Source organism: Nocardioides deserti, from assembly GCF_014266025.1.
GTDB classification, from domain to species: Bacteria; Actinomycetota; Actinomycetes; order Propionibacteriales; family Nocardioidaceae; genus Nocardioides; species Nocardioides deserti.
The window spans coordinates 128239-152531 of record NZ_JACMYC010000005.1 but is presented as its reverse complement, the minus strand read 5'-3'; the positions used below and the strand labels follow the sequence as shown (position 1 = coordinate 152531).

Genomic DNA, 24293 nt, shown 5'->3' with positions numbered 1-24293 from the left:
AACCATCGCCATGCCCCGTGAGATCTCCGGCCTGTCCGTCATCGTCACCGGCGGTGCCCGCGGCATCGGCAAGGCGACGGTCGAGCGCTTCGCCCGCCAGGGCGCCAAGGTCGCCATCGGCGACCGTGACGTCGACCTCGCCGAGCTGGTCGCCGCCCCGTACGGCGACCGCGTGAAGGCCGCGTCGCTCGACGTCACCGACCCCGAGTCCTGGCGCACGTTCCTCGACGAAGTCTCCGTGCTCGGCCCGTTCGACGTGCTGGTCAACAACGCCGGCATCATGCCGCTGGGCTCGGTGCTGAAGGAGCCCGACGGCGTCGCGAAGGCGATCGTCGACGTCAACCTGCACGGGGTCATCTTCGGCACCAAGGCCGTCGCCCCCGGGATGGTCGACCGCGGCCGTGGCCACATCGTCAACGTCGCGTCCGCGGTGGGCCGGCTCGCGGTGGCCGACGGGGCGACGTACTCCGCCTCGAAGTTCGCCGCCGTCGGCTTCAGCGAGGCCGTCCGCTCCGAGCTGCGCCCGCACGGCATCGACGTGACCGTCGTGCTGCCGACCGTCGTGCAGACCGAGCTCGCCGCCGGTGTGCCGGCCGCGAAGGGCGTCAAGCCGGTCACCGCGGACGACGTCGCGAAGGTCATCGAGCAGGCGGTCCGCTCGCCCAAGGCCGAGATGTGGGTGCCGCGCTGGTCGCAGGGCCTGGTGAAGGTGACCTCGCTGCTGCCGCGCAAGGTGCAGGACGCCATGGCCAGGCTGACCCAGGCCGACTCCGTGCTGGCCCAGGCCGACCCGGCGGCGCGTGCCGCCTACGAGGAACGCGCCCGCCGCGCCGCGGGCCCGCAGGTCTAGCCCCGGCGACCTCCGGGGACCGGACCGTGTCCCTCACGTCCCGGAACTCCGGAGGTCCCTCATGGGTGCCGCGATCCCCTTCCTGATCATCCTGGCCGTCGGCATCGTGGTGCTCTACTTCCTCAGCACCAGCGGCCTGGTCGCGCTCGGCGGCCGTCGCGCCGGCGGGACGCGCGTGTCGGAGGAGATGCCGTCGACGCGCCTGCGGTACGCCGTGCCGCTCGGGCAGGACCCCGCCACGGTCGTCGCGGCGCTCACGCGGCACGGGTACGACGCCGCGCTCGACCCCGACGTCGAGGTCGACGGCCGGCAGGTCGTCGACGTCGCGCGCACCGACGACGAGCGGCCGGACCGCGAGGACGTGCGGCGGATCATCCGCGAGGACGCCACGCTGAACCTGGAGGGGCACCGCCCCGACACCGCCCCGGTCCGCTTCGTCGACGAGTCCTAGCCGGCCCCGCGGGGGACCGGCCGACGGGTTCGGGTCAACCGAGCGCGGCCAGCAGGTCGCGGCAGGCGCGCTCGCAGCGGCGGCACACCTCGGCGCAGGCGCGGCAGTGCTCGTGCATGCCGGCGTGCCGCTCGCACTCGGTCGCGCAGGCCCCGCACGCGGCGATGCACGCCTCGACGAGCGACCGCACCAGGCCGGGGTCGGTCGGGCGGCGTACCAGCACCGCCGCCGTCGTCGCGCACACGTCGGCGCAGGTGAGGTCGCTGCGGATGCACGCGATCAGGTCGGCGACCATCTCCTCGTCGAGGCAGGCGTCGGCGCAGGCCCGGCAGGTCGCCACGCACTCGCCGAGCAGCTCGACGGCGGTCGCCAGCGCGGGCAGGTCGACGTCGTGCTCGCCGGGGTGGCTGCGCAGGACGGTGGTCAGGTCGGCGTCGGACGGGTCGGTGGGTGCTGTCGTCATGGCGGTGGGGTAGCCGCACGCCAACCGGTCCATACCGCTGCGCCGCTCCCGGCCGCGCCGTTACCGTGGTCGGGCTCGGTCGTTGTCGGCTTCGGGCACGGGGGCCAGGCAGCACGACACGAGGGAGGGCCGGTGGGCTTCAGCGCACCGATGAGCAAGCCGCAGCGTGACCTGCGGATCGGGTACGGCGCCCTCGGCGTCGGCGCGGCGGCGTTCGTGCTCATGACCGTCACCACGCTCTACGTCACCGACACCGACCTGCCCGGCCTGCCGGTGGCCCAGCCGCCGAGCGCGCCGCTCGCCCAGCAGGTCGCCGAGGCGCAGGTGCTCGTCCGGGCCGCCGCTCCGGCCGCCGGCGCCGGCGGTGACACCCCTGCGGTGGGCGCACCCCTCGGTGGCGTGTCCACCGGTGACGGCGTCGCTCCCGCGCCTCAGGGCGGTACGTCGCCGGGCGGGTCGCCGGGCGGGTCGCCCGACGGCCCCTCCGACCCCGGCGCCGGCCCCGGCCCGACGACCCCGGGCGGCGACCCCGACCCCGACGAGCCCGAGACCGGGGGGCCCGGTCCCGACGAGCCGCCCAGCGACCGCCCCGGCCCGGTCTCGCAGCTGGTCGACCCCGTCGTGACCGGCGCCGTCGGTGCCGTCGACGGCCTGACCGGCGGCGCGCTCGCGCCCGTGACCGGCACCGTCCAGGGCACGACCGACGGCCTCACCGACACCCTGGACGGCCTGCTCGGCGGGACGCTCCGCGGCGGCCGCTGACCCGTTCAGCGAGGTCGCCCGGACACCCGGCGCCCGGACACCCGGCGCCCGGACGACCGGTCGCCGGGTGAGGGACGGTCAGCGCTTGACGGCCTTGACCTGGACGCTGAACTTCTTGTCCTGGTCGCGGGACGTGCCGCGGCAGGAGAGGTTCGTGCCCTGGTTGCAGCGGTAGCGGGTCGAGGCGTTGGCGAGGGTGATGGTGACGCCGCTGATCTTCGACCCGCCGAAGTCAACGGTCCTGCGGCCGTAGCCCTTCTTGCTCAGCGGGATCGTCTTGCGTCCCCAGGCGCCCTTCTTCTTCCGGACGAGCACGTGGACGGCGGGGGCGGAGGAGCGGTTCGGGGCGTTGACGGTGATCCGCAGCCCCCACTTCTTCCCGCCGAGCCCGTCGCCCGGCCGGACGCCGATGTTGCGCGAGGCCAGGTGGTTGATCCGGACGGTGGCGGAGGCCTTGCGGGAGGTCTTGGCGAGCGTCACCCGCCGGGTGAAGCCGGCCTTCGGCCAGGCCGCGCCCTCGGGGTAGTAGCGGGCCGGGGCGGTGTTGGCGGCGGCGTACGACGCGAACACCGCGGGCAGGCCGCCGCCGCGGTTGCCGATGGCCTTGCGCAGCGCCTTGGCGGAGTACATGTTCGGCGCGCCCTTGAACGCGCCGGCCTTGTTCCAGACCTGCTTCACGATGCCGTTGCCGAAGCGGCCGGACAGGTACTCCCAGAACGGCCAGTTGCCGTACTGCGCGAACCCGCTGGGCTGGAAGACGTCGAGCGAGGAGGCCGGCACCTTGACCTGGCCGGAGGCGAGGTACTGCCGGTTGTCGTTCGCGCCGTCGGCGACCCGCTCCTCCATCCAGGTGGCAGTGGACTCCATGAGCCACCGGTCCTCGTTGTAGTCGTAGGCGAACTGCACGGCGTGGAAGAACTCGTGCGCCGCGGTGACCTTCAGGCTCTTGCCCGGGGGCGCGCCGTACTGCGCCTGCGCGAAGTCGTTGTCGAGCACGCAGTAGCCCGAGGCCACCCACTTCGTGCCCTTCTTGCGGTACTCCGGCGCGCAGTAGCCGTAGAGGCCCTTGCTGCCGAGCTCCTTGAGGTAGACGTCGAACTTGCCGTTGCCGCCGCGGTTGCCGTCCTTGACGGGCGCGCGGTAGCCCATCTTCGTGACCTCCTTGCGCCAGACCTTGTTCAGGACCGTGAGGTTCTTCGCGGCCCAGGCCTCGGAGGTGGGGCGGTCGGCGGTGCTGGTGACGTAGTGGAGGCAGAAGTGGCGCGAGCACTTCTTCTTCGAGCGCACGGAGTAGCCGTCGCCGTACTGGTCCCGGCCGCCGTCCGTGGGGCGGGCGAGCATCGCCTCGGCCTGCCGGCGCTCGGTCCCGTCGAGCGCGGGCAGGGCGACGGCCAGGTCGCGCAGCACCAGGGTCGCGTCGGGCCGCTTGCCGCCCGGTGCGATGGCCGGTGCGGTCGGCGCGGCCCGGCGGGCCAGGCCGGCGGAGGGAGCCGCGTCACCGCCCAGCACCGCGGTCGCCTCGTGCAACGCACGACGCGCCGCCTCGACCGTGGGCTCCTCGCCGGCGGGAGCGGCGGCCGGAGCGGCCGCGGCCGCCGGGGACGACCCGGGGTCGGCCGAGGAGGTGGCGGTGGCGGGCAGCACGGCGAGGCCGGTGCTGAGTGCGACCAGGACGGCCGCGAAGGAACGACGCATGTGGAGGAGGCCTCTCTCCGGGTGGGGGACGGGCACCAGGGTGCCCGGGCGGGCCGGCCGGCGCGAAACCGCGGGCGCCCGGGGGCGCCGAGCTAGGAGGTCGCGGAGATCTTCTCGATGAGGGCGGTGGTCGAGATGGCCGGCGTGCGCGGCAGGTAGACGACCTCGCAGAGGTCCTTCATCTCGTCGAAGCGGCCGGCCCAGTCGTCGCCCATCACGAGGACGTCGGCCCCGTGCTCGGTGATGTAGTGCCGCTTGAGCTCCAGGCTCTCCTCGACGAATACCTCGTCGACCGGCTTGAGCGCGGCCACGATCGCGAGCCGCTCTGCCTGGCTGAAGACCGGCTCGCGGCCCTTCTTGCGCAGGTTGAGCTCGTCGGCCGAGACGCCGACGACCAGCCGGTCGCCGAGGGCCGCGGCCCGCTCGATCACCCGCAGGTGGCCGACGTGGAAGACGTCGAACGTGCCGAACGTGATGACCGTGCGTGACATGCGGGTGATCCTGCCATGCGGAGGCGTCGGTCAGGATGTCGGTGATGACCACGCGCGAAGCCACCAGCATCCCCCTGATCACCGCCGACCCCGAGGCCGACGAGCTGCGGGCGAGGGGCCTGCGGCAGATGCGCACGATCGCGGTGGGCCTGCTCCTGCTGGCCGCGGCGGTGTACGTCGCCACGCACGGCCAGGACGGCGTGCTCGGGTTCGTGAACGCCGGCGCCGAGGCCTCGATGGTCGGCGCGATCGCCGACTGGTTCGCGGTGACCGCGTTGTTCCGCCACCCCCTCGGCCTGCCGGTGCCGCACACCGCGCTGATCCCCAAGCGCAAGGACGACCTCGGCCGGGGGCTCGAGGAGTTCGTGGGGGAGAACTTCCTGCAGGAGGACATCATCCGCGAGCGGGTCGACGCGGCGACGATCTCGCTGCGGGTCGGGCGCTGGCTGGGCGAGCCCGAGCACGCCCGGCGGGTCGTCGACGAGGTCAGCGACGTCGCGGTCATCGCCCTGGGCAAGGTCCGCGACGACCACGTCGAGAGCCTCATCCGTGACGCGCTGGTGCCGCGCTTCCACGAGGAGCCGATCTCGCCGCTGCTCGGCAGCCTGCTCAGCGAGACCCTCCGCGACGACCTGCACCACGGCCTGGTCGACCTCGCGCTGACCGAGATGCACGACTGGCTGGTCGACAACCCGGACACGGTCACGGAGATCCTCGGCGAGCGGGCGCCGTGGTGGTCGCCGCCGAGCGTCAACGAGCGGGTCACGGCCCGGGTCCACCTCGAGCTGGTGCGCTGGGTGGCCGACATCCGCGACGACCCGAACCACCACGCCCGTCGGGCGCTCGACTCGATGCTCGAGCAGCTCGCCACCGACCTGTTGGAGGACCCCGCGACCCAGGAGCGGACCGAGCGCCTCAAGGACCGCCTGCTCGACCACCCGCAGGTCATCGCCTCCAGCGTCTCGCTGTGGAACGCCCTGCGCCGGGGGCTCACCGGCTCGCTGCGCGACCCCGAGGGCGCGGTGCGTCAGCGCCTGCTCACCGAGGCCCACACGTTCGCCGAGCGGCTGCTCACCGACGAGGCGCTGCGAGCGCGGCTCGACGGGCTCGCCGCGGACGCGACGGTCTTCGCCGTCGAGCGGTACGGCGCGGAGGTGACCACCGTCATCACGTCCACCATCGAGCGGTGGGACGGCAAGGAGGCCGCGCGGCGGATCGAGCTGCACGTCGGCCGAGACCTGCAGTTCATCCGGATCAACGGCACGATCGTCGGCGGCCTCGTCGGCGTGCTGATCCACACGATCTCGGTCATGATCCACTGATGCGACTGCCGTGGAGGAAGACCCAGAGCGAGGCCGGGCCCGACGAGCCGGCCGCCCCCGAGCCGATGGACGTCGCGATCCGCGACGAGTCGATCCGGCTGGGGCAGTTCCTGAAGCTCGCGAACCTCGTGGAGACCGGGGCCGAGGCCAAGCCGGTCATCGCCGACGGGCTGGTGCTCGTCAACGGCGAGGTGGAGACCCGCCGAGGGCGCCAGCTGCGCGTCGGCGACGTCGTCGAGCTGAAGGGGCAGGCCGCCCGGGTGTCCGACCAGGACACCGCGGACGACCTGCCCTGGTGACGCAGGTGCTGCTGCCGCCTAGCTGACGCCGAGCAGGTCGACGACGAAGATCAGCGTCTCGCCGGGCTTGATGACGCCGCCGGCGCCGCGGTCGCCGTAGCCCAGGTGCGGCGGGATGACGAGCTGGCGACGGCCGCCGACCTTCATCCCCTGCACGCCGGTGTCCCAGCCGGAGATGACCTGGCCGATGCCGAGGCGGAAGCGCAGCGGCTCGCCGCGGTTGTACGACGCGTCGAACTCCTCGCCGGTGGAGTGGGCGACGCCCACGTAGTGCACCTCGACGGTGTTGCCGGCGGCCGCCTCCTGGCCGTCGCCGACGGCGATGTCGGTGATCTGCAGGTCGGTCGGCGGGTCGAAGTCGGGGAAGTCGATCTCGGGCTTGTCCATGCGGCTCACCCTACGGCGGCCACGAGTGCGGCCGGCAGGGCGGCGACCGCGGCCACCGCGCGGGCCCGGTCCGCCGCGAGCAGGCGACGCAGCAGCCGCGGGTCGGGACCGGCGCTGCGCGCGAGCCGGCCGTGCAGCACGGCGGCGTACACGACGGCGACGAGGGGCGTGATCGTGCGGCTGTGCCGGCTGTGCTCCCGGGACCAGGCTGCGGGTGCGGTGCCGGCGAGGCGGGGGTAGACGAGCGCCGTCACCGTCAGCTGGAAGCCGGCGTGCAGCGCGGTCGCGCCGACCAGCAGCGCCTCAGGAGCGGTCGGCACGCGCACGGTCCAGGCTCGCGAGCACGGCCCGAGCGGCGCGCTGGCCACTGACGAGCGCGCCCTGGATCGAGGCGGTGTCGCGGTGGTCGCCGCACACGAGGAGCCCGGGGCGCACGACGACGGGCCGCCGGGCCGTGAACGGCACCGGCTGCGCGGCCAGCGCGTGGGGCAGCTCGTGCCGGGCGACCTCGCTCCAGCCGGTGGCGTCGATCCCGAGCAGGTCTGCCGCGTGCCGGCGCACCCGGCCCTCGGAGGGCACCGCGACGCCTCGGCGCAGCAGCGCGGAGGCCTGGACGAGGTGCCTCCCCGGTGGGGCGTACGTCGGCGCCGCGGCCGACACCACGGCCGTGTTGACCACGGGGCCGGCGGGTCGTGGGCGGGCGTCGACGGCGAGGACGCCGGGCGCCCGCCGGTCGCGGCGTCCCCTGAGGTCCTCGACCTCCCACCACTGGGTGACCACGCCTCGGGGTGACGGGGCCGGGGTGCCGGCGAGCCGGGAGGCGGTGAGGCCGTCGGTGGCGACGACGACCGACCGCGCGCGGGTGGTGCCGGCCGCGGTGAGCAGCACGGGGTGGGCGCCGGTCGTGTCGATGCCCTCGACCGGCGTGCGCAGCCGGACCCGGTCGCCGAGGCCGGCGGCCAGCTGGGCGGGGAGGGCGGCCATGCCGGCGGCGGGGAGGGCGGGCGTGCCGGCCGCGAAGGTGCGGGCCAGGAGCAGGGCGTAGGCGTCGGCGGTCGTGCCGGAGCCGTCGAGGAGCACCCCGGCGAGGAACCGCTCGAGCACGGTCCGCAGCAGGCCGGACGCGCCCGCCCGGTCCAGCGAGTCGCGCAGGGTGACGTCACCGCGGCGCGGGGTCACCCGGTCGGCCAGGCCGCGTCGCGGTCCCACGAGCGGGCGGGCCCAGCGCAGCAGACCGAGCACCTCGCGCGGACGGACCGCGACCGACCGGGCGGTGCGCCCGGTGAGCCCGAGCTCGCGCAACGGGTCGGCGAGCAGCTCGGCGCCACCCTCGGCGCCGCCCTGGACGCCGTCGGTGCGTGCGAGCACGCCGGCGGGGAACGGCTGCAGCCCCAGGGCGTCGGTGTCGACCCACCGCCGCACGGCCGGGTAGGCGGGGTTGAGCAGCTGGAACCCGTGGTCGACGAGGAACCCATCGACACGGTCGGTGCGCACCCGACCGCCGACCCGGCCCGTCGCCTCGAGCACGACCACGTCCAACCCGGCATCGACCAGTGCGCGGGCGCAGCGCAGCCCGGCGAGCCCGGCACCCACGACGACGACGTCGACCTCGGCGTTCGCGCGCACGGCTGGATCGCTACCTCAACGCCTGATGGCGAAGCTCGACGTCGCGACGCTCAGGTCTGGTGCACGTAGCTGTCGAGCTGGTCGCGCTCGAACTGGAGCTGGCCGATCTTGTGCTTGACCACGTCGCCGATGCTCACGATGCCGACCAGCCGGCCGTCGTCGACGACCGGGACGTGGCGGATGCGCCGGTCGGTCATGATCCGCATCAGCTCGTCGAGCCCGGTCTCGGGCCCGCAGGTCTCGACGACCGCGGTCATGATCGCGCCGACGGTCGCGTCGACCACGGTGCCGTCGGCGTGGAGGCGACGCACGACGTCGCGCTCGCTGACGATGCCGTCCAGCGACGTGCCGTCGGCGCTGACGACGAGGGCGCCGACGTTGTGCTCGGCGAGCGCAGCGACCAGCTCGCGGACGCCCGCGTCGGGGTGGATGGTGACCACGTCGGTGCGTGGCTTGCTGTCGAGGACCTCGCTGATGCGCATGGTCGACCTCCCGTGACGAGTCCCTCGACGGTACTCCCGAGACCGGCCGTGTAAAGGCCTGCGCGAGCAGGACCTCGGGTGGTTCAGTCGAGCGGCAGGTCGCCGGGCCCACCCGGCCGGCGCCGGGAGCGCAGGTCGGAGACGGAGCCGGGCCCGGTGCGGGGCCAGTCCGGGTCGTCGGGGTCGCCGCCGAGGTCGGGAAGCGCGCCGAGGAACGACATGGCCGCGTCGTGCAGGTGGCCGTTCGAGGCGAGCGCGTTGCCGCCGAACGGGCCGTCGGTGCCGTCGAGGGAGGTGAACCGGCCGCCGGCCTCGCGCACGATCACGTCGAGGGCGGCCATGTCGTAGACCTCGAGCTCGGGCTCGGCGGCGATGTCGACGGCGCCCTCGGCGAGCAGCATGTAGGACCAGAAGTCCCCGTAGGCGCGGGTGCGCCACACGCGCCGCATCAGCGACAGCAGGTCCTCGAGCCGGCCGCGCTCGTCCCAGCCGGAGAGGGAGGAGTACGACAGCGACGCGTCCTCCAGGCGACGTACGTCGGAGACCCGGCAGGGCGTCGCCTTCAGCAGCGACCGCCCGGTCCAGGCGCCGCCGCCGGTCGACGCCCACCAGCGGCGCTGGAGCTGCGGCGCGGACACGACGCCCACGACCACCTCGTCGTCCACGACGAGCGAGATCAGCGTGGCCCAGACGGGCACGCCGCGGACGAAGTTCTTGGTGCCGTCGATGGGGTCGACGATCCACCGCCGCTGGCTGTTGCCGGTCGAGCCCTGCTCCTCGCCGGTGACCGCGTCGCGGGAGCGGACCCGCGACAGCGTCCGCCGGATCCCCTCCTCGACGGCCTGGTCGGCGTCGGTGACGGGGGTCAGGTCCGGCTTGCTCATGACGTGCAGGTCGAGCGCCTTGAACCGCGCCATGGTCAGCGAGTCGGCGTCGTCGGCGAGCACGTGCGCGAGGCGCAGGTCGTCGGTGTAGTCGGGGTGCGGGGTGGCCACGGACGCACAGGCTACTTTCAGCAACCGGCGCTCGGTGTGGTGCAACATTCATCCATGGAGATCAACGGCCTCCCGCTGCACGCCCTCGTCGTCCACGCCGCCGTCGTGCTGGGACCGGTCTCGGCCCTGTTCGGCGTCGCGTACGCCGCGGTCCCGCGCTGGCGCGACTGGATCCGCTGGCCGATGGTCGTGCTCGCCGTGCCGGCCGCCGTGGCGGTCTGGGTGGCGTACTTCTCCGGCGAGCAGCTCACCGAGGCCAACCAGTACGGCGGCCCGCTGCTCGCGCTGATCGAGACCCACGAGTCCCGCGCCGAGGTCTTCCGGCTGGTCGTGCTCGCCTTCGCCCTGGTGGCCGTCGCGGCCGCAGCGCTCCACCGGCGTGTCGGGGCGGCCCGCTGGGTGCTCGCCGCGCTGTTGGCCGTCACCGGCGTCGCCACCGTCGTGTACGCCGTGCTGACGGGCGACGCCGGCGCGCAGGTCGCGTGGTACGGCGTCGAGGGCTGACCCCACCCGCCTCGTGCTGCCCAGCGTGCGCCGGGGCGCACCCGGGCCATCATGAAACGAGCGCGACCCGCTCCCGGGCCAGCTCGAGGCACTCGCGGAACGACCGCACGATGTACGGCGGCACGGCCAGCCCCGCCTCGGCCGCGCCGAGCAGCTCCGCCTCGGTCCGGGCGACCGTCTGCACGAACTCGTCGGCCGCCTCGGGCGTGCCGATGCCCAGCGCCACCATCAGGTCGCCGACGTCGGCCTTCCGGCTGTCGTCGCCGGCCGCGACCGGGGCGAAGGAGACCGCTCGCATCCGTCGCACGAGCCAGCGCTGCCACTCCGCCAACCGGGACCACAGGCCGCGCGCCGAGAGCTGGTAGAAGGCGAAGTGCCCCGGCTCCTGCCGCCGGATCGGGGTGATGATCGTGTCGGCGACGGCGGTCTCGCCCATCTCCACCAGCCCGTCGTGGAGCCGGTGGTAGGCCAGCAGCGCGGAGCGCTCGGTGGTCATCCCGGTCAGGTAGTAGAGCATCCGGACGACGTCCTGGAGTGCGCCGACGTGGGCGAGCGCGCCGACCGCGCGGATCTTCGGCGACAGCGTCGTGAGGTCGGTCTGCGCGGGCGGCAGCCCGAGCCGCACCTGCAGCTCGTCGAGCGCGAGCCCGTGGTGGGACTCCTGCGGCTGCCAGACCTCGCGGTAGAAGTACCGGTCCACGTCGGGCGCGTGCGGCAGCAGCACGCCGAGCTCGAGGGTGTTGCGCTCGACCTCGAGCTCGGCGCGCGCCATGTAGTCCAGCGCCGGCGCGAACCGGGCCACCACCTCGGCGGGTCGGCGCACGGTGAAGTCGCAGGTCGCCAGGTCGATCGGCGGGTGCTCCTCGGCCAGCCGGTCGACGTGGGCGACGAGCCGGGGCTCGGACCAGGGCAAGGACCGGGGCAGCGACCTGGGCACGGACCGGCGGGCGGTGGGGAGAGGCACGTAGGGCACTTCGGAGCCGCCCGCCCGGCGGACTGGTCGAGCCGTGGGGTTCGCTCACGTGCGGGCTCGTCCCGCGGGCGGGTACCCGTGCGCCATGGACACCACCACGACCGGCTTCATCGACCTCGTCGGCGCCGGCGCGCCCGACGTCAGCGACGGCAGCGCGCGGCTGGAGGTCGAGGTGGACGAGCGCCACCTGAACCCCGCGGGGACGGTCCACGGCGGCCTGTTCGCCACGCTGGTCGACACCGTCATGGGGGCGGCGGTGCGCAGCGCCGGCGAGGACCAGGTGCCCGCGACCAGCCAGCTGACCGTGACCTACCTACGGCCCGGGAAGCCGGGCACCCTCGTGGTCACCGCGGAGGTCCGCAAGCGGGGGCAGGACCTCACCATCTGCGAGGCCGGCGTGGAGCAGGACGGCAAGGACCTCGTGCACGCGGTCGCGACCTTCGTGCTCCTCGGTCAGTAGTCCGACGCGCTCCGCGCGGCCAGCAGCCGTCGGAACGAGGAGACCCGCACCGGGTCCGCCTGGCCGTCCGCGACCGCCTCGTCGAGGCCGCACTCGGGCTCGTCGCCGCCGTGGGTGCAGCCGCGCGGGCAGTCCTCGGTCATCTCGTCGAGGTCGGGGAAGGCGCCGATGAGGTGCTCGGGCTCGACGTGCGCGAGCCCGAAGGAGCGGATGCCGGGGGTGTCGATGATCCAGCCGCCCTGCTCGCCGGGGAGCGCGAGCATGTACGCCGACGTCGAGGTGTGCCGGCCGCGACCGGTGACCGCGTTGACGTGCCCGACCTCGCGGTGGGCGTCCGGCACCAGCGCGTTGACCAGCGTCGACTTCCCGACGCCGCTGTGCCCGACGAGCACGCTCGTGCGCCCCGCGAGCCGCTCGCGCACCTCGGACACGTCGCCGCCGCGCTGCGTCACCACCCACGGGACGCCCAGCGACCGGTAGGTCACCAGCAGCGTCTCGGGGTCGCGCAGGTCGGCCTTGGTCAGGCAGAGCAGCGGCTGCATGCCGGCGTCGTACGCCGCGACGAGGGCGCGGTCGATCAGGCGCGGGCGGGGCTCGGGGTCGGCCAGCGCGGTGACCACGACCAGCTGGGAGGCGTTGCTGACGATCACCCGCTCGACCGGGTCGTCGTCGTCCGCGGTCCGGCGCAGCACGGTCTCCCGCTCGCGCACCTCGACGATGCGGGCGAGCGACCCGTCGGAGCCGGAGGTGTCACCGACGACGCGCACGCGGTCGCCCACGACGACGCCCTTGCGCCCGAGCGGGCGCGCCTTCATCGCCATCACCGTGGCGCCGTCGACGAGCAGCGTGAACCGCCCGCGGTCCACGGTCACGACGACGCCGTCCACCGCGTCGTCGTACGTCGGGCGGTCCTTGGTGCGCGGCCGCGTGTGGCGGCGGGGTCGCTCGTAGTGCTCGTGGTCGTGGGTGGAGTAGCGGCCCGACATGCGCGCGTCCTAGGCCAGCAGCCCGGCCCAGAAGCCGGCGAAGTCGGGAAAGGTCTTGCCGGTCGTCGCGACGTCCTCGACGAGGACGCCGTCGACCGCGGCGCCGACGACGACGCCGGCGTGGGCCATCCGGTGGTCGGCGTAGGTGCGGAAGACGCCGCCGTGCAGCGGCGCCGGGCGCAGCTCGAGCCCGTCGGGGTGCTCCGTGACGTCGGCGCCCAGCCGGCCCAGCTCGGTCGCGAGCGCGGCGAGCCGGTCGGTCTCGTGGCCACGGATGTGGGCGATGCCGCGCAGGTGGGAGGGGGTTGTGGCCAGCGCGCAGAGCGCCGCGACCGCGGGCGCGAGCTCGCCGACGTCGTGCAGGTCGAGGTCGACGCCATGCAGCTCGTCGGGGCCGGCGACGGTCAGGCCGGCGTCGTCGAGGGAGACATCGCAGCCCATCGCGGCGAGGATGTCGCGGAGCGCGTCGCCGGCCTGGGTGGTGTGCCGCGGCCAGTCGCGGACGGTGACGGTGCCACCGGAGACCGCGGCGAGCGCCAGGAACGGCGCGGCGTTGGAGAGGTCCGGCTCGATCAGGTGGTTCACGGCGCGGACCGGGCCCGGTGCCACGGACCAACGGTCGGGCCCGGTGTCGTCGACCCCGACGCCGTGCTCGCGCAGCATCGCCACCGTCATGTCGATGTGGGGGAGGGAGGGCACGGGCGCGCCCTCGTGGCGGACGTCGACGCCGCGCTCGTAGCGAGCACCGGCCAGCAGCAGCGCGGAGATGAACTGCGAGGACGCCGACGCGTCCACCACGACCGTCCCGCCGGGCACCGAGCCGGTCCCGCGGACCGCGAACGGCAGGGCGTCGCCGGCCACGTCGATCCCCAGCGCGCGGAGCGCGCCGAGCACCTGGCCGACCGGCCGCTTGCGCATGTGCGGGTCCCCGTCGAAGGACACCGTGCCGGTCGACAGGCCCGCGACGGGCGGCACGAACCGCATGACGGTGCCGGCCAGGCCGCAGTCGACGCTCGTGTCGCCGGCCAGCGCGCCGGGCGTGACCCGCCAGTCCTCGCCGGTGGTGTCGACGTGGGCGCCCAAGGACGTCAGCGCCGCCGCCATCAGCGAGGTGTCCCGCGACCGTAGGGCACGGCGTACGACCGAGGGGCCGTCGGCGACGGCGGCGAGCACCAGCGCCCGGTTGGTCAGCGACTTGCTGCCCGGCAGCGTCACGGTGGCCTCGACCGGACGGTGCGCGCGGGGCGCGGGCCAGGGGTCCTCGACGGCGGCGCGCGCAGGGTCGGTCACGGCTCGCACTCTAGTCGGCGGCGCCCGCCCCGCTCCGCCCTCACCGGTCAGCCGCCGCCGGGGGTGGGCGCCACTAGGGTGACGCGCATGTGTGGTCGCTACGCGTCGAGCCGCCGGGCCGAGGACCTCGTCGAGGAGTTCGACGTCGACGCGCTGCGGATCGCGGCCCCGCTCGAGCCCGACTACAACGTCGCGCCCACCAAGGACGTGTACGCCGTCGTGGAGCGGCCGCCGTCCGGCGAGCAGGTGGCGGAGCGCGCCGCCGGGCGCGCCGAGCGGCAGCTGCGGGTGGTCCGGTGGGGCCTGGTGCCGTCCTGGGCGAAGGACATCTCCATCGGCAACCGGATGATCAACGCCCGGATGGAGACGGTGGCCGAGAAGCCGGCGTACAAGCGGGCGTTCGCGAAGCGGCGCTGCCTGCTCCCCGCGGACGGCTACTTCGAGTGGTACCCCACGCAGCAGACGACCAAGGCGGGCAAGCCGCTCAAGCAGCCGTTCTTCATCCGCCCGCAGGACGGCGGGACGCTGGCGATGGCGGGCCTCTACGAGATCTGGCGGGACCCGGCGAAGGCCGACGACGACCCGGACCGGTTCGTGTGGACCTGCACGGTCATCACCACCGACGCCGAGGACGACCTCGGCCACATCCACGACCGGATGCCGCTGATGGTCGAGCGCGACCGTTGGGCCTCCTGGCTCGACCCGACCGCCGCCCAGGACTCCCTGCTCGACCTGCTCGTGCCGGCCGCTCCCGGGACGCTCGAGGCGTACCCCGTCTCCCGCGAGGTGAGCAACGTGCGCAACAACGGCGCCCACCTCGTCGAGCCGCTGCCGCTGGAGGAGGTGGCCGAGTGACGCTGAGCGAGCGGGTCGTCGACACCCCGCACGGCCCGGCCCGCCTCGTCACCAACCGCGCCACGCGACCGGTCGGCACCCTGGTGCTCGGGCACGGCGCCGGCGGCGGGATCGACGGGCGCGACCTGGAGGCGCTCGCCACGCACCTGCCGCGGCACGGCTTCACCGTCGTCCGCGTCGAGCAGCCGTGGAAGGTCGTCGGCAAGAAGATCGCCCCGGCCGGACGGATCCTCGACGAGGGCTTCGTCGCCGCCTCCGACAAGCTGCGGGTGCGCACGCCCCTGGTGGTCGGCGGCCGCTCCGCCGGGGCCCGGTCGGCCGTGCGTGTGGGCCGGAGGCTGGGTGCGGCCGCCTGCCTGGCGTTGGCCTTCCCGCTGCACCCGCCCGGGAAGCCGGAGCGCTCCCGGCTCGAGGAGCTGCGCGAGGCCCGGCTGCCGACCCTGGTGGTGCAGGGGGAGCGCGACCCGATGGGGCGGCCCGAGGAGTTCCCCGACGACGTCGAGATGGCCGTCGTCCCCGATGCCGACCACGGCTTCAAGGTGCCGGCGCGCGGGGCCGTCGACCAGGCCGAGGCGATGGACCTGCTGGTGCAGTGCACGCTGGAGTGGCTGGTGCGCGAGGTGACCGGAAATCAGACCGGGAATCAGCGCCGGGGGTGAGGTGTTCTGCTGGGCGTGACCGTGCTGATGGAACGCCCCGTGCTGACCGAGCCGACCCCACCCCAGCAGCGAGTAGGCTGGGACGCGATGACTGACTCCGTCACTGACCCGCTGGGGGCCGCCTCGACCGTGGACCCGGTCGACGTCGCCTCCGAGACCGACGAGGAGCGCTCGCTGCGCTTCGAGCGCGACGCGCTGCCGTTCCTCGACCAGCTCTACTCCGCCGCGATGCGCATGACGCGCAACCCGGCCGACGCCGAGGACCTCGTGCAGGAGACGTTCGCCAAGGCGTACTCCTCCTTCCACCAGTTCCGGCCGGGCACGAACCTGAAGGCCTGGCTGTACCGGATCCTCACCAACACCTTCATCAACACCTACCGCAAGAAGCAGCGCCAGCCTCAGCAGTCGATGTCCGAGGACGTCGAGGACTGGCAGCTCGCCCGGGCCGAGTCGCACACCTCCACCGGCCTGAAGTCCGCGGAGATGGAGGCGCTCGAGCACCTGCCCGACTCCCAGGTCAAGGACGCCCTGCAGCGCCTGCCCGAGGAGTTCCGGCTCGCCGTCTACCTCGCCGACGTCGAGGGCTTCGCGTACAAGGAGATCGCCGAGATCATGGAGACGCCGATCGGCACCGTCATGTCGCGGCTGCACCGCGGCCGCCGCCAGCTGCGCGACATGCTCTCGGACTACGTCCGCGCCAACGACCTCCTCACCGTCGGCCGCGACGGGGGCGAGTGATGAGCAGCGACGCCCGCCACCAGCACGTGGACCCGCAGGAGTGCGCGGACTACCTCGAGCAGATCGTCTACTTCATCGACAACGAGCTGGCCGAGGCCGACTGCGCCGCGGTCCGCGTCCACCTCGACACCTGCAACCCCTGCCTGGAGAAGTACGACCTCCAGCGCACCGTCAAGCAGGTCGTCGCCCGCTCCTGCTCCGAGCCGGCCCCCGCCGAGCTCCGCGAGCGGGTCATGCTCCGCATCCGCGAGGTCCAGGTCCGCATCACCGAGGCCTGACCGCCGAGTCGCCACTTCTGGCGGGTCGAGTCGGCACGTCCGGTCCCGCGCGGCCGATGTAACGCGCTGTCCGCCGCTCTACCTGCACGCTGCAACGTGCAGATAGAGCGGCGAACGTCGCGTTACAAGCCCGGACGCCGCCGCGGGCCGGCCCGGGAAAGCAACGAACCCCCGGCCGGAAGGCTCGGGGGTCCAGTGCGTCTGCCTGCGCTCAGGCGTTGGGGCGCTTGCCGTGGTTCGCGCCCTTCTTCTTGCGAGCGCGGCGCTTGCGGCCGGTCTTGCCCATGGTGTCCTCCTGGGATCGATGTACGTCGCCCACGAAGGGCCGTCGGACAGTCTCCCAGATGTCACGAACCAGGAGAAATCCGGCTCAGGAACCGCTCCGCGTCGACGACCACCCGGGTGACCTCGCCGGTGGCGACCACCTTGCCGGCCACGGGACCCTCGGGGCCGACCTCGACGTGCCGCGCGGCGACGGTGAAGCGGTGCAGCCGCCCGTCGACGTACGCCGTCGTGGCGGTGACCTCGACCGCCTGCCCGAGCGGGCTGGCAGCCTGGTGGTCGAGCGAGACGCGGGTGCCGACCGAGGTCTCGCCCTCGCCGAGCGCCGGCTCGATCGCGGCGCAGGTCGCCGCCTCGCACCAGGCCAGGAGCCGCGGCGTACCGAGCACGGGCAGCGAGCCGGAGCCGACGGCGAGCGCGGTGTCGTCGTCGCCGACGGAGAAGGGCAGGGTGGCGGTGGTCATCGGGTGAGGTCCTTTCCGAAGGCGAGCAGCTGCACGTGCGGGGCGGGGGAGTGGTCGCGCTCGGGCAGGCGGGTGAAGCCGGCGCGGGTGTAGAGCCGGTGCGCCGCGGCCATCTGCGGCAGGCTGGAGAGCACCACCGCGTGCGCCCCGTCGGCGCGGAACCGGTCGAGCACCAGGTCGAGCAGCGCCGTCCCCACCCCGCGGCCGCGGGCGACGGGGGAGACGGCGAGCATGCGGAGCTCACCCTCGCCCTCCCGCGCCACCTCGCGCCACGGCGACCCCGGCGGGCAGACCGTGACCGTGCCGAGCACCGTCCCGACCCCAGGGCCGCTGCCGGCGACGTCCCCGGTGACGCCGTCGTCGACCGCCACCCACAGCTCGGCCTCGCGGTCACGCCGGGCCGCGTCGCGCAGCCGCGCGACGTAGGGGTCGTCCGGCCCGAGCACGAAGTCGGCGTACGCCGCGACGGTGACGTCGCCCGCCGGCCCGAGCTCGGCGGGCGACGCTCGTCGCAGCAGCATCAGATCCCGAAGGTGGCGCGCGGGTAGGCCGCGTCGACGTCGGTGATGACGTTGACCAGGTACGGCACGTTCGCGGCGAACGCCCGGTCGAGCGCGGGGCCGACCTGGCGCGGGTCGGTGACGGTCTCGCCGGCGCCGCCGAGCGCCTTGACCACCTCGTCGTACGCCGTGCGGGGCGCGAGGTCGGCGGCGACGTCGTAGCCGTAGAGCATCTGCATCGGGCCCTTCTCCAGGCCCCAGGCGGAGTTGTTGCCCATGACCATGACGACCGGCAGCTGGTGCCGCACGAGGGTGTCGACGTCCATCAGCGAGAAGCCGGCCGCGCCGTCGCCGAGGAGCAGCACGACCTGCGAGGAGGGCCGGGCGATCCGCGCGGCGATCGCGGCGCCCAGGCCGGCGCCGAGGCAGCCGTACGGGCCGGGGTCGAGCCAGCCGCCGGGCCGCTTGGGCTCGACGAACTTGCCGGCGAAGCTGACGAAGTCGCCGCCGTCGCCGATGACGACCGCGTCGTCGGCGAGCCGGGGGACCAGCTCGCCGTAGATGCGGGCGGGGTGGATCGGGTCGGCCTCGGCGGTCAGCAGGGCGCGGTCACGCTCGACGCCGGCGCGGACGGTGTCCTGCAGGCTCGCCACCCACGCCGACCAGTCGGGGCGTCGCGTGGAGCGCTCGAGCCCGGCGAGGACCCCGTCGAGGACGGTGCTGAGGTCGCCGGCGACCGACGCGGCGAGGTGCGCGTGGGCGGAGAGCTGACCGGGGGAGTCCGCGACGTGCACGACCTTGGCGTCGCCGAACACGCCGTAGGAGAGGCGGAAGTCCAGCGGGGTGCCGACGACGATGACGAGGTCGGCCTCCTTGAGCGCCTGGCCGCGTGCCTTGGTCACGAGCAGCGGGTGGCCGCCGGGGACGACGCCACGGCCCATGCCGTTGGTGAGAGTCGGGACGCCGGCGCTCTCGACGAGCCGCAGCGCAGCCTCCTCGGCGCGGTCGGCCCACACGTCGGTGCCGAGCACGAGCGTCGGTCGGGACGCGCCGGCCAGCAGCTCGACGATGCGCTCGACGGCCTCGGGGTCCGGCTCGGCGCCGCGCGGCATCGACGCCGCGGTCGGGGCGGGGACGGTGGCCTGGGCGAAGAGCTCGTCCATCGGCACGTCGACGAAGACCGGCCCCCGGTGCGAGGAGCCGGCCGCGCGGAAGGCCTGGTCGAGGCCGGGCGCCACGTCACCGGCGGTCATCAGCGTGCGGGCGTCCTTGGACACCGAGGCGACGATCGGCGGCTGGTCGAGCTCCTGGAGGCTGCCGCTGCCCCAGCGGTTCTGCGGGGCGCGGCCGCCGACGACGACCATGGGGGAGCCGGCGAACTGCGCCTGCGCGATGGCGCTGACGCCGTTCGTCACGCCCGGGCCGGCGGTGAGCACGGCCAGGCCCGGCACCCGGGTCAGCTTGCCGGTGGCCTCGGCCGCGAACGCCGCGGTCTGCTCGTGGCGCACGTCGAGGAGCCGCATCGGCACCTCGGCCTTGACCGCGCCGTCGTAGAGCGGGAAGACGTGGGCGCCGGACAGGGTGAACATCGTCTCGACGCCGTGCGCCTGCGCGACGGCGACCGCCAGCTCGCCGGCGTGGCCCCGCACGTGCCCCTCGGGGATCGGCGTGTCGGCGTCGAGGTCGGGCCAGATCTCTGCGTCAGCGTCGGTCATGCTCGCAGGGTATGTGCAACGCAGGTCACACCGTGGTCAGACGGAGGCGGAAGCCCCCACGTGCCGCAGACCCGGGTTGGTGTGCCGCAGGGCGTCGACGACGACCAGCAGCAGGTCGGCCCGGACCGCGGGCGGGTCCGGCGCCAGGGCGAGCTGGAGGTGCAGCGCCCGCAGGAACGCCTCGGCGTTGCCGCCGGTCAGGTGCGGGTCGCGACCGTCGTACGACGCCTGCACGGCCGCCGCCGCGACCAGCCGCGCGATCCACGGCTCGAGCACCTGCAGCGGCACCTCGTCGCGGCGCAGCACCGTCATGGTCGCCTGGGCCAGCCGGTCCGGCTCGCCGTTGACGAACAGGTGGTCCACCGGCAGCAGCACCCGGTCGGCGACGACGTCGAGCACGACGGTCAGCTCGGGGGTGCCCAGGTGCGGGGAGCGGGCCAGCGCGGCCAGCGCGTCCGCGCCGTGGGCCACCGCGTGCGCCCAGCCGCGGCCGGGCACGAAGCCGCGGACGTCCTGCTCGCGCAGCAGCCAGGTCGCGATCCGGTCGCCCCAGTCGAGCACCTTCCCGGCGGGAAGCAGCGAGCGCAGGTTGTCGCGCTCGAGGCACTCGGCGAGCACCCGGGCCGACCAGCTGCGCCGCAGCACGCTGTCGGTGCCGACCTCGCCGAGCCCCGGGCGCAGCCCGGCGGACATGCCGTCGCCGAGCCCGACCAGGAGGTCGTCGTACACCCCGCGCCCGATCCAGGTGACCAGCACCGGCCAGGCGGTGGCCTCGCGCACCTCGGGCTCCGGGTCGCCCAGCATCCGGGTCAGGTCGGCGGTCAGGTCCTCCAGCGGCCGGTCGTCCGGCACCGCGAGCCCGGAGGCGTGGACCTGCTTCCAGTACTGCCCCGACATGGCCCCCATCCTGCCAGCGAATCTCGCTCAAGCCGACCCGGCGGAGGTCTCGGGCGGGCGGCAGTAGGGTCACGGAGCGTGCCGACCCTCGCCGACCTGGTGCGCAGCCACACCGACCTCTCCGCGGAGGACGTCGCGTGGCTCCAGCTGCTGCAGGCCGACTGGCAGATCATCGCCGACCTGTCCTTCGCGGACCTCGTGCTGTGGCTGCCCGACCGCGCCGGCGCCGGCTTCTGGGCGGCCGGGCAGATGCGTCCGACGACCGGCCCGACGGCGTACGTCGACGACGTCGTCGGCACCTTCGTCCCTGCCGGCCGGCGGCCGCTGCTCGACGCGGCGTACGCCGAGGGGCGGCTGGTCCGCGAGGGCGACCCGGAGTGGCGCGACGACGTGCCGGTCCGCGTCGAGACGATCCCCGTGCGCCGCGCCGGCCGGGTGATCGCCGTCGTCGCGCGCAACACCAACCTGCTCGGCGTGCGCACGCCCAGCCGCCTGGAGCTGTCGTACCTCCAGACCGCGGCCGACCTGACCCAGATGATCGCCCACGGCCGGTTCCCGGCCCCGGGGCAGCGCAGCGACCACGCCGACTCGCCGCGCGTGGGCGACGGGTTCCTGCGGGTCGACGCGCTGGGCCGGGTCGCCTACGCCAGCCCGAATGCGCTCTCGGTCTACCGCCGCCTCGGCCTCTCCGGCGACCTCGCCGGGCTCTCGCTCGCGGACCTGACCCGCGAGCTCGTGCCGCCGCGGCGGCGGCCCGACGAGGAGACGCTGAGCGCGGTGCTCGGCGGCCGCGCGCACCGCGACACCGAGATCGGCACCGACACCGTCTCGCTCATCGTCCGGTCGATCCCGCTGCGGCCACAGGGCACCCGCATCGGCGCGCTGGTGCTCGTCCGCGACGTCACCGACCTGCGCCGCCGCGACCGCGAGCTGGTCACCAAGGACGCCACGATCCGCGAGATCCACCACCGGGTGAAGAACAACCTGCAGACCGTCGCCGCCCTGCTGCGGCTCCAGGCGCGCCGCATCGACTCCGAGGCGGCCAAGATGGCGCTGGAGGAGGCGGTGCGCCGGGTCGGCTCGATCGCGATCGTCCACGAGACGCTCAGCCAGGCCGGCGAGGAGAACGTCGACTTCGACGAGATCGCCGACCGGCTCTCCTCGATGGTCATCGAGGTCAGCGCCGTCGCCGGTCGCGTGCGGGTGCTGCGCGACGGGGAGTTCGGGGCGCTGCCCTCGGAGTCCGCCACCGCGCTGGCGATGGTGTTGACCGAGGTGCTGCAGAACGCCGTCGAGCACGGCTACGAGGTCGACCGCGACGCCGAGCCGGTCGTGCCCGAGGACCTGTCCCGGCTGGGGGAGGCCGACGGGGACGGCGGCACGATCCGGCTGACGGTACGCCGCAACGACGGTCGGCTCCGGATCACCGTCGACGACGACGGCCGCGGGCTCCCCGAGGACTTCGACCTCGACGGCTCGACCAACCTCGGGCTCTCGATCGTGCGGACGCTGGTCGAGTCCGAGCTCGGCGGTCGGCTCGAGCTCGGCGCGGTGCCGGGCGCGTGCGGGACGCGGGCCGCGGTCGACGTACCCCTGGTCTGAGCCGCCGACGGTCAGGCCGTCGAGTCAGGTCGTGTGGCTCAGGCGGTGCGGACGCGGGCGCGGGCGTTGCGGCGCTTCAACGCGCGACGCTCGTCCTCGCTGAGGCCGCCCCAGACCCCGTGGTCCTGCCCGGCCTCCAGTGCCCACGCGAGGCACTGCTCGCGCACCTCGCAGCGTCGGCACACCTGCTTGGCCTCCTCGATCTGGAGGATGGCCGGACCGGTGTTGCCGATCGGGAAGAACAGTTCCGGGTCCTCGTCGAGGCAGGCGGAACGGTGGCGCCAATCCATGGCTGGGGAATCCCTACTCTCTACAACGCACGTGCAGGCCAGGGGCAGCTCAAGGCCTGCGGGCTCGTGTCGGGGCACAACAAAGTGAACGCATTCACGAGCGAGTGTCCAGCGTGGCAATCTTTGGAACGTTATACAAGCGTTTGTGATGGTCTCTTCCGTCACAGGCGCCCCGCGCACGTGGTCACGCGGAGGCCTCTCACGACCGGGCTAGGCTCGCCCGGTGCCCCCGATGGATCCGTCCGATACCAGTGCCGGCCACGACCGCGTGAACGGGGCGTCCGCGACCCCCGCACCCCTCGTCGTAGCCGCGTCCCTGACGGCGGTCGAGGGCCTGGTGCTGGTGCTGCTGGCCGTCGCAGAGCTGGCCCACCTGACCTCGGGCCGGGTCACCATGAACGTCACCACCACCGGGTTCTTCCTGCTCTGCGGCGCCGCGCTCCTGCTGTGCGCCTGGGGCCTGCGGCAGCACGCCACCTGGTCGCGCAGCCCGGTGGTGCTCGCGCAGCTGATCAGCCTCGGCGTCGCCTGGTCCTTCCGCGGCGGCAACCTGCCGCTGGTCGCGATCGGCCTCGCCGTCGTCGCCGCGGTCGTGCTCGCCGGGGTCTTCCACCCCGCCAGCACCGCGGTGCTCACCGACGACCCGACGGGCACCGGCCGCGGCGGGCCCGAGGAGGACCGGCCGGCGGACTAGGCAACTAGTCCGCCTCCTCCAGCGAGGTCCGCAGCTGGACCAGCGTGCGGTTGAGCAGGCGCGAGACGTGCATCTGCGAGACGCCGATCTCCTCGGCGATCTGGGACTGCGTCATGTTCTTGAAGAACCGCAGCAGCAGGATCTTCTTCTCCCGCGGGTCCAGCCGGTCGAGCAGCGGCTTGATCGACTCGCGGATCTCGACGTGCTCGAGGTTCGCGTCGTCGACGCCGATCGCGTCGAGCATCGAGGCCGCGCCGTCGTCGGAGTCGTCGCTGGCGTCGAGCGACAGCGTGGAGTAGGCGTTGCTCGACTCGATGCCCTCGACGATCTCCTCGACCGTGCAGCCGATCGCCTCCGCCAGCTCCCGGGGCGTGGGGGAGCGGCCGAGGGACTGGGTCAGCTCGGCGGTCGCCGAGCCGATCTGCATCCGCAGCTCCTGGAGCCGCCGCGGCACCCGGATCGCCCAGCCCTTGTCGCGGAAGTAGCGCTTGATCTCGCCGATGATCGTCGGCGTGGCGTAGGTCGAGAACTCCACGCCGCGGTCGGTGTCGAAGCGGTCGACGGACTTGATCAGCCCGATCGTGCCGACCTGCACCAGGTCCTCGAACGGCTCGCCCCGGTTGCGGAAGCGGCGCGCGCAGTGCTCCACCAGCGGCAGGTGGAGGTGGACGAGGTCGTCACGAGCCCGCTCGCGGAGGTGCTGCGGCGCACCCGCGTCGTGGAGGTCGCGGAAGAGCTCCGCGCTCCGCAACCGGGTCAGCTCGACCCCGGTCGGCGGTGCGTCCACCTCCGGTGCGTCCTGCGTGCGCGGGGAGTCCATCCTCAGCGCCCGGCGCCCAGCGCCGCCTCGAGGTCGTCCCCTCCGAGGTCGAGCGCCCGCATCGTCATCGTCACGCCGAGCCGGCCGTCACCGGACTGCACCGACGCGGAGGAGGCGAGGGTGGTGAGCACCTGCCAGGCGAAGCTGTCCTCGTCGGGCGCCGCGGGGGACGCGGCCTCCACGCTCACCGAGACCGTCATCTGCCCGGGGGCGAGCCAGAAGCGGCACTCCAGCTCCGAGGCGGGGTCGGCCTCGGGCAGCACCATCGCGCTGGCCTCGCCGACCGCGATCCGCAGGTCCTCGATGTCGTCGATGGTGAAGTCCAGGCGCGCGGCCAGGCCGGCGGTGGTGGTCCGGAGCACCGAGACGTAGGCGCCGTCGGCCGGGACCCGCAGCTCGACGTCGGCGCGGTCCTGGCTGGGACCGCTGGCCGTGACAGACATGTGGTTCGTCCTTCTTCGCG

The 24293-nt window shown here is 74.1% G+C and carries 32 protein-coding genes; 13 read left to right on the top strand and 19 right to left on the bottom strand.

The window, feature by feature from the left end; all coding sequences use genetic code 11:
- The first annotated feature begins 10 nt into the window (after positions 1 to 10).
- Both H7344_RS10805 and H7344_RS10800 read left to right on the top strand, forming a co-directional pair.
- On the top strand, positions 11 to 850 hold the full coding sequence (locus H7344_RS10805; RefSeq protein WP_186346038.1) for an SDR family oxidoreductase: 840 nt from the start codon (positions 11 to 13) through the stop codon (positions 848 to 850).
- A gap of 61 nt (positions 851 to 911) precedes the next feature.
- Positions 912 to 1301, top strand: coding sequence for a hypothetical protein (locus H7344_RS10800; RefSeq protein ID WP_186346037.1), 390 nt, complete (start codon positions 912 to 914; stop codon positions 1299 to 1301).
- Between the two features lie 34 nt (positions 1302 to 1335).
- Here the strand turns inward: H7344_RS10800 and H7344_RS10795 are convergent, their stop codons facing one another.
- Complete coding sequence (locus H7344_RS10795; RefSeq protein ID WP_186346036.1) at positions 1336 to 1764, bottom strand: four-helix bundle copper-binding protein; 429 nt, start codon at positions 1762 to 1764, stop codon at positions 1336 to 1338.
- Positions 1765 to 1914: 150 nt separating this feature from the next.
- On the opposite strand from H7344_RS10795, the gene H7344_RS10790 reads away from it, so the two are divergent.
- Positions 1915 to 2526 (top strand): hypothetical protein, encoded by a 612-nt coding sequence (locus H7344_RS10790; protein WP_186346035.1) that lies wholly within the window; start codon positions 1915 to 1917, stop codon positions 2524 to 2526.
- Between the two features lie 78 nt (positions 2527 to 2604).
- On the opposite strand, the gene H7344_RS10785 is transcribed toward H7344_RS10790, so the two are convergent.
- Both H7344_RS10785 and H7344_RS10780 read right to left on the bottom strand, forming a co-directional pair.
- On the bottom strand, positions 2605 to 4221 hold the full coding sequence (locus H7344_RS10785; protein WP_186346034.1) for an MXAN_6640 family putative metalloprotease: 1617 nt from the start codon (positions 4219 to 4221) through the stop codon (positions 2605 to 2607).
- A gap of 92 nt (positions 4222 to 4313) precedes the next feature.
- Positions 4314 to 4712: an adenylyltransferase/cytidyltransferase family protein gene (locus tag H7344_RS10780; RefSeq protein ID WP_166193850.1), complete on the bottom strand. Its 399-nt coding sequence runs from the start codon at positions 4710 to 4712 to the stop codon at positions 4314 to 4316.
- Between the two features lie 44 nt (positions 4713 to 4756).
- Between H7344_RS10780 and H7344_RS10775 the strand changes: the two genes are divergently transcribed.
- On the top strand, positions 4757 to 6034 hold the full coding sequence (locus H7344_RS10775; protein ID WP_186346033.1) for a DUF445 domain-containing protein: 1278 nt from the start codon (positions 4757 to 4759) through the stop codon (positions 6032 to 6034).
- A 65-nt stretch (positions 6035 to 6099) separates the two neighbouring features.
- Complete coding sequence (locus tag H7344_RS10770) at positions 6100 to 6333, top strand: RNA-binding S4 domain-containing protein (RefSeq protein ID WP_186346189.1); 234 nt, start codon at positions 6100 to 6102, stop codon at positions 6331 to 6333.
- Positions 6334 to 6351: 18 nt separating this feature from the next.
- Here H7344_RS10770 and H7344_RS10765 read toward each other — a convergent pair whose 3' ends face one another.
- The 5 genes from H7344_RS10765 to H7344_RS10745 form a co-directional block, all read right to left on the bottom strand.
- Entirely contained in the window at positions 6352 to 6720 is a 369-nt protein-coding gene (locus tag H7344_RS10765) for an FKBP-type peptidyl-prolyl cis-trans isomerase (protein WP_186346032.1), read from the bottom strand.
- A gap of 5 nt (positions 6721 to 6725) precedes the next feature.
- Positions 6726 to 7040 carry a hypothetical protein gene (locus H7344_RS10760; protein WP_186346031.1) on the bottom strand — a complete coding sequence of 105 codons (315 nt, stop codon included), beginning with the start codon at positions 7038 to 7040 and terminating at the stop codon, positions 6726 to 6728.
- Positions 7024 to 8346, bottom strand: coding sequence for an NAD(P)/FAD-dependent oxidoreductase (locus H7344_RS10755; protein ID WP_186346030.1), 1323 nt, complete (start codon positions 8344 to 8346; stop codon positions 7024 to 7026). Before H7344_RS10755 ends, H7344_RS10760 begins: the two co-directional genes overlap by 17 nt.
- 50 nt (positions 8347 to 8396) lie before the next feature.
- Entirely contained in the window at positions 8397 to 8828 is a 432-nt protein-coding gene (locus H7344_RS10750; RefSeq protein WP_186346029.1) for a CBS domain-containing protein, read from the bottom strand.
- A gap of 83 nt (positions 8829 to 8911) precedes the next feature.
- Entirely contained in the window at positions 8912 to 9823 is a 912-nt protein-coding gene (locus H7344_RS10745) for an inositol monophosphatase family protein (protein ID WP_229707141.1), read from the bottom strand.
- 54 nt (positions 9824 to 9877) lie between these two features.
- On the opposite strand from H7344_RS10745, the gene H7344_RS10740 reads away from it, so the two are divergent.
- Positions 9878 to 10327: a DUF2231 domain-containing protein gene (locus H7344_RS10740; protein WP_186346027.1), complete on the top strand. Its 450-nt coding sequence runs from the start codon at positions 9878 to 9880 to the stop codon at positions 10325 to 10327.
- Positions 10328 to 10376: 49 nt separating this feature from the next.
- Here H7344_RS10740 and H7344_RS10735 read toward each other — a convergent pair whose 3' ends face one another.
- Positions 10377 to 11291, bottom strand: a complete 915-nt coding sequence (locus H7344_RS10735; RefSeq protein WP_229707140.1) for a GTP-binding protein LepA — start codon at positions 11289 to 11291, stop codon at positions 10377 to 10379.
- A 94-nt stretch (positions 11292 to 11385) separates the two neighbouring features.
- On the opposite strand from H7344_RS10735, the gene H7344_RS10730 reads away from it, so the two are divergent.
- Positions 11386 to 11760: a PaaI family thioesterase gene (locus H7344_RS10730; RefSeq protein WP_186346026.1), complete on the top strand. Its 375-nt coding sequence runs from the start codon at positions 11386 to 11388 to the stop codon at positions 11758 to 11760.
- On the opposite strand, the gene rsgA is transcribed toward H7344_RS10730, so the two are convergent.
- Complete coding sequence (gene rsgA / locus H7344_RS10725) at positions 11754 to 12746, bottom strand: ribosome small subunit-dependent GTPase A (RefSeq protein ID WP_186346025.1); 993 nt, start codon at positions 12744 to 12746, stop codon at positions 11754 to 11756. The two genes, H7344_RS10730 and rsgA, sit on opposite strands and share 7 nt — an antisense overlap.
- 9 nt (positions 12747 to 12755) lie before the next feature.
- Positions 12756 to 14036, bottom strand: a complete 1281-nt coding sequence (gene aroA, locus H7344_RS10720; RefSeq protein ID WP_186346024.1) for a 3-phosphoshikimate 1-carboxyvinyltransferase — start codon at positions 14034 to 14036, stop codon at positions 12756 to 12758.
- A gap of 87 nt (positions 14037 to 14123) precedes the next feature.
- On the opposite strand from aroA, the gene H7344_RS10715 reads away from it, so the two are divergent.
- The 4 genes from H7344_RS10715 to rsrA all read left to right on the top strand — a co-directional run bounded on the left by H7344_RS10715 (position 14124) and on the right by rsrA (position 16566).
- The gene (locus H7344_RS10715) at positions 14124 to 14891 is read left to right on the top strand and encodes an SOS response-associated peptidase (RefSeq protein ID WP_186346023.1); all 768 of its coding nucleotides are present in this window, start codon (positions 14124 to 14126) and stop codon (positions 14889 to 14891) included.
- The gene (locus H7344_RS10710; protein ID WP_186346022.1) at positions 14888 to 15550 is read left to right on the top strand and encodes an alpha/beta hydrolase family protein; all 663 of its coding nucleotides are present in this window, start codon (positions 14888 to 14890) and stop codon (positions 15548 to 15550) included. Before H7344_RS10715 ends, H7344_RS10710 begins: the two co-directional genes overlap by 4 nt.
- A gap of 87 nt (positions 15551 to 15637) precedes the next feature.
- Positions 15638 to 16288, top strand: coding sequence for a sigma-70 family RNA polymerase sigma factor (locus tag H7344_RS10705; protein WP_186346021.1), 651 nt, complete (start codon positions 15638 to 15640; stop codon positions 16286 to 16288).
- Positions 16288 to 16566 (top strand): mycothiol system anti-sigma-R factor, encoded by a 279-nt coding sequence (gene rsrA / locus H7344_RS10700; protein ID WP_186346020.1) that lies wholly within the window; start codon positions 16288 to 16290, stop codon positions 16564 to 16566. The genes H7344_RS10705 and rsrA overlap by 1 nt, the downstream gene beginning before the upstream one ends.
- 211 nt (positions 16567 to 16777) lie before the next feature.
- On the opposite strand, the gene H7344_RS21375 is transcribed toward rsrA, so the two are convergent.
- From H7344_RS21375 to H7344_RS10680, 5 genes are all read right to left on the bottom strand, one after another.
- Positions 16778 to 16852, bottom strand: coding sequence for a 50S ribosomal protein bL37 (locus H7344_RS21375; RefSeq protein ID WP_369759046.1), 75 nt, complete (start codon positions 16850 to 16852; stop codon positions 16778 to 16780).
- Positions 16853 to 16913: 61 nt separating this feature from the next.
- Entirely contained in the window at positions 16914 to 17312 is a 399-nt protein-coding gene (locus tag H7344_RS10695) for a thioesterase family protein (protein ID WP_186346019.1), read from the bottom strand.
- On the bottom strand, positions 17309 to 17833 hold the full coding sequence (locus H7344_RS10690; protein WP_186346018.1) for a GNAT family N-acetyltransferase: 525 nt from the start codon (positions 17831 to 17833) through the stop codon (positions 17309 to 17311). The genes H7344_RS10695 and H7344_RS10690 overlap by 4 nt, the downstream gene beginning before the upstream one ends.
- Positions 17833 to 19527: an acetolactate synthase gene (locus H7344_RS10685; RefSeq protein ID WP_186346017.1), complete on the bottom strand. Its 1695-nt coding sequence runs from the start codon at positions 19525 to 19527 to the stop codon at positions 17833 to 17835. The genes H7344_RS10690 and H7344_RS10685 overlap by 1 nt, the downstream gene beginning before the upstream one ends.
- 36 nt (positions 19528 to 19563) lie before the next feature.
- Positions 19564 to 20424 carry a DUF2785 domain-containing protein gene (locus H7344_RS10680; RefSeq protein ID WP_186346016.1) on the bottom strand — a complete coding sequence of 287 codons (861 nt, stop codon included), beginning with the start codon at positions 20422 to 20424 and terminating at the stop codon, positions 19564 to 19566.
- Positions 20425 to 20502: 78 nt separating this feature from the next.
- Between H7344_RS10680 and H7344_RS10675 the strand changes: the two genes are divergently transcribed.
- On the top strand, positions 20503 to 22026 hold the full coding sequence (locus H7344_RS10675; RefSeq protein ID WP_186346015.1) for a sensor histidine kinase: 1524 nt from the start codon (positions 20503 to 20505) through the stop codon (positions 22024 to 22026).
- A 38-nt stretch (positions 22027 to 22064) separates the two neighbouring features.
- Here the strand turns inward: H7344_RS10675 and H7344_RS10670 are convergent, their stop codons facing one another.
- On the bottom strand, positions 22065 to 22316 hold the full coding sequence (locus H7344_RS10670; protein WP_011755173.1) for a WhiB family transcriptional regulator: 252 nt from the start codon (positions 22314 to 22316) through the stop codon (positions 22065 to 22067).
- A gap of 223 nt (positions 22317 to 22539) precedes the next feature.
- Between H7344_RS10670 and H7344_RS10665 the strand changes: the two genes are divergently transcribed.
- Positions 22540 to 23010, top strand: a complete 471-nt coding sequence (locus H7344_RS10665; RefSeq protein WP_186346014.1) for a hypothetical protein — start codon at positions 22540 to 22542, stop codon at positions 23008 to 23010.
- A gap of 4 nt (positions 23011 to 23014) precedes the next feature.
- On the opposite strand, the gene H7344_RS10660 is transcribed toward H7344_RS10665, so the two are convergent.
- Positions 23015 to 23797: an RNA polymerase sigma factor SigF gene (locus tag H7344_RS10660; protein ID WP_229707139.1), complete on the bottom strand. Its 783-nt coding sequence runs from the start codon at positions 23795 to 23797 to the stop codon at positions 23015 to 23017.
- A 35-nt stretch (positions 23798 to 23832) separates the two neighbouring features.
- The gene (locus H7344_RS10655; RefSeq protein WP_186346012.1) at positions 23833 to 24273 is read right to left on the bottom strand and encodes an ATP-binding protein; all 441 of its coding nucleotides are present in this window, start codon (positions 24271 to 24273) and stop codon (positions 23833 to 23835) included.
- Positions 24274 to 24293 lie beyond the last annotated feature (20 nt).

Coding starts and splice junctions, on each gene's coding strand:
- H7344_RS10730 (WP_186346026.1), top strand. CDS start 11,386: ATGGACACCACCACGACCGGCTTCATCGACCTCGTCGGCGCCGGCGCG.
- H7344_RS10740 (WP_186346027.1), top strand. CDS start 9,878: ATGGAGATCAACGGCCTCCCGCTGCACGCCCTCGTCGTCCACGCCGCC.
- H7344_RS10655 (WP_186346012.1), bottom strand. CDS start 24,273: ATGTCTGTCACGGCCAGCGGTCCCAGCCAGGACCGCGCCGACGTCGAG.
- H7344_RS10670 (WP_011755173.1), bottom strand. CDS start 22,316: ATGGATTGGCGCCACCGTTCCGCCTGCCTCGACGAGGACCCGGAACTG.
- H7344_RS10790 (WP_186346035.1), top strand. CDS start 1,915: ATGAGCAAGCCGCAGCGTGACCTGCGGATCGGGTACGGCGCCCTCGGC.
- H7344_RS10690 (WP_186346018.1), bottom strand. CDS start 17,833: ATGCTGCTGCGACGAGCGTCGCCCGCCGAGCTCGGGCCGGCGGGCGAC.
- H7344_RS10780 (WP_166193850.1), bottom strand. CDS start 4,712: ATGTCACGCACGGTCATCACGTTCGGCACGTTCGACGTCTTCCACGTC.
- H7344_RS10750 (WP_186346029.1), bottom strand. CDS start 8,828: ATGCGCATCAGCGAGGTCCTCGACAGCAAGCCACGCACCGACGTGGTC.
- H7344_RS10770 (WP_186346189.1), top strand. CDS start 6,100: ATGGACGTCGCGATCCGCGACGAGTCGATCCGGCTGGGGCAGTTCCTG.
- H7344_RS10785 (WP_186346034.1), bottom strand. CDS start 4,221: ATGCGTCGTTCCTTCGCGGCCGTCCTGGTCGCACTCAGCACCGGCCTC.
- H7344_RS10805 (WP_186346038.1), top strand. CDS start 11: ATGCCCCGTGAGATCTCCGGCCTGTCCGTCATCGTCACCGGCGGTGCC.
- H7344_RS10775 (WP_186346033.1), top strand. CDS start 4,757: ATGACCACGCGCGAAGCCACCAGCATCCCCCTGATCACCGCCGACCCC.
- H7344_RS10800 (WP_186346037.1), top strand. CDS start 912: ATGGGTGCCGCGATCCCCTTCCTGATCATCCTGGCCGTCGGCATCGTG.
- H7344_RS10795 (WP_186346036.1), bottom strand. CDS start 1,764: ATGACGACAGCACCCACCGACCCGTCCGACGCCGACCTGACCACCGTC.
- H7344_RS10695 (WP_186346019.1), bottom strand. CDS start 17,312: ATGACCACCGCCACCCTGCCCTTCTCCGTCGGCGACGACGACACCGCG.
- H7344_RS10765 (WP_186346032.1), bottom strand. CDS start 6,720: ATGGACAAGCCCGAGATCGACTTCCCCGACTTCGACCCGCCGACCGAC.
- rsgA (WP_186346025.1), bottom strand. CDS start 12,746: ATGTCGGGCCGCTACTCCACCCACGACCACGAGCACTACGAGCGACCC.
- H7344_RS10705 (WP_186346021.1), top strand. CDS start 15,638: ATGACTGACTCCGTCACTGACCCGCTGGGGGCCGCCTCGACCGTGGAC.
- rsrA (WP_186346020.1), top strand. CDS start 16,288: ATGAGCAGCGACGCCCGCCACCAGCACGTGGACCCGCAGGAGTGCGCG.
- H7344_RS10680 (WP_186346016.1), bottom strand. CDS start 20,424: ATGTCGGGGCAGTACTGGAAGCAGGTCCACGCCTCCGGGCTCGCGGTG.
- H7344_RS10685 (WP_186346017.1), bottom strand. CDS start 19,527: ATGACCGACGCTGACGCAGAGATCTGGCCCGACCTCGACGCCGACACG.
- H7344_RS10715 (WP_186346023.1), top strand. CDS start 14,124: ATGTGTGGTCGCTACGCGTCGAGCCGCCGGGCCGAGGACCTCGTCGAG.